The organism is Acetobacter fabarum, assembly GCF_029069195.1.
In the GTDB taxonomy this organism is placed as follows: domain Bacteria; phylum Pseudomonadota; class Alphaproteobacteria; order Acetobacterales; family Acetobacteraceae; genus Acetobacter; species Acetobacter fabarum_A.
In genome coordinates, this window is record NZ_JARDYK010000032.1 from 1 (window position 1) to 1,954 (window position 1,954).

Annotated in this window: 1 protein-coding gene; it reads left to right on the forward strand. The window is 63.7% G+C overall.

What is annotated here, in order from left to right:
* A partial coding sequence (dxs, locus tag PY793_RS14070; RefSeq protein WP_408744716.1) for a 1-deoxy-D-xylulose-5-phosphate synthase occupies window positions 1-1,954 on the forward strand: 1,954 nt, incomplete at both ends.

The following is a 1,954-nucleotide window of genomic DNA, read 5'->3' on the forward strand; positions in this document are numbered from 1 at the left end:
ACCAGAACGCCGCGTCACCGATTCCCACTTTTGGCCGTTTTCCTGCGCTGGACCGTGTCCGTGTTCCTGCGGACCTGCGCAACCTGTCTGTTGAGCAGCTCAGGCAGCTTGCGGACGAGCTGCGGGCCGAGACTGTGGATGCGGTCTCCACCACCGGGGGGCACCTTGGAGCCTCGCTTGGTGTTGTGGAACTGACCGTAGCCCTGCATGCGGTGTTCGACACGCCCGATGACCGGGTGATCTGGGATGTGGGTCATCAGGCCTACCCTCACAAGATTCTGACCGGGCGGCGCGAGCGTATCCGCACCCTGCGCCAGCCTGGCGGGCTGTCCGGCTTTACCCGCCGTTGTGAGAGTGAATACGACCCGTTCGGGGCCGCCCACTCCTCCACCTCCATTTCCGCAGGGCTTGGCATGGCGGTGGCGCACCACCTGCGCGCGGAGGATGACCCCTCCTACCGTGAGCGCAATGTGATCGCGGTCATCGGCGATGGCTCCATTTCCGCCGGTATGGCGTATGAGGCCATGAACAACGCCGCGGTGGCCGGGCCGGGTGCCGAACGCCTGATCGTCATCCTCAACGATAACGAAATGTCCATTGCTCCGCCGGTCGGGGCCATGTCCAACTACCTGTCGCGCCTCATGTCGTCACGCAAGTTCATGGAACTGCGTGAACTGGCTGGCAAATTCGTCAAGAAGCTGCCCGCTCCGGTGGAACGCACCGCCCGCAAGGCGGACGAATACGCACGGGGCATGATTACCGGTGGCACCCTGTTCGAGGAGCTGGGCTTTTACTACGTTGGCCCCGTGGACGGGCATGACCTGCCGCAGCTGGTCAATATCCTGCGCAACCTGCGCGATACGGATAAAGGCCCCATCCTGCTGCATGTGATTACGGAAAAAGGCCACGGCTACCGCCCGGCAGAAAACGCGGGCGACAAATACCACGCCGTTGCCAAATTCAACGTCATTACCGGTGAGCAGAAAAAAGGCCCAGCGGGTCCGCCCAGCTACACCTCGGTTTTTGCGCGTGAGCTTGTGCGCCGCGCCCAGACCGACAGACGCCTGACCGCGGTAACCGCCGCCATGCCGTCCGGCACGGGGCTGGATGCGTTTGCCAAAAACTACCCCGACCGCTTTTTTGACGTGGGCATTGCCGAGCAGCACGCAGTAACCTTTGCCGCGGGTATGGCAACCGAGGGCCTGCGCCCGTTCTGCGCCATTTACTCCACCTTCCTCCAGCGTGCGTATGATCAGGTCATGCACGATGTGGTGCTCCAGAACCTGCCCGTCCGCTTTGCCATTGACCGCGCGGGGCTGGTAGGGGCCGATGGCGCCACGCACGCCGGGTCGTTCGACATTGCCTATCTGGGCTGCCTGCCGGGCATGACCATCATGGCCCCTGCGGACGAGCTGGAACTGCTGCACATGACCGCCACAGCCGTTGAGTTTGATGAAGGCCCGATCGCCCTGCGTTACCCGCGTGGCAACGGGCTTGGGCTGGACCTGCCTGCCGAAGGGCAGGTGTTGGACATTGGCCGGGGTCGCATTATCCGCGAGATGGGGCGCCAGTCCGGTGCGCAGACGGGTGGCATTGCCATTCTCTCGCTCGGGCCAAGGCTTGCGGCCTGCCTGCAGGCGGCGGACATGCTGGCAGCCCAGGGCCTGCCCCCGACGGTTGCGGATGCACGTTTTGCCAAGCCGATTGATACGGCTCTGGTGGAAAATCTTGCCCGCAACCATGCGGTGCTGATCACCATTGAGGAAGGGTCCGAAGGGGGGTTTGGCACACAGGTCTGCCACCATCTGGCCCGCACCGGGCTGCTTGACCGCGTGCGCTTCCGCCCCATGGCCCTGCCCGACCGTTTTATCGACCACAATACGCAGGATGCGCAGTATGACGAGGCCGGGCTCTCCGCACCACACATCGTCGCAACCGCTCTTAACGCACTGGG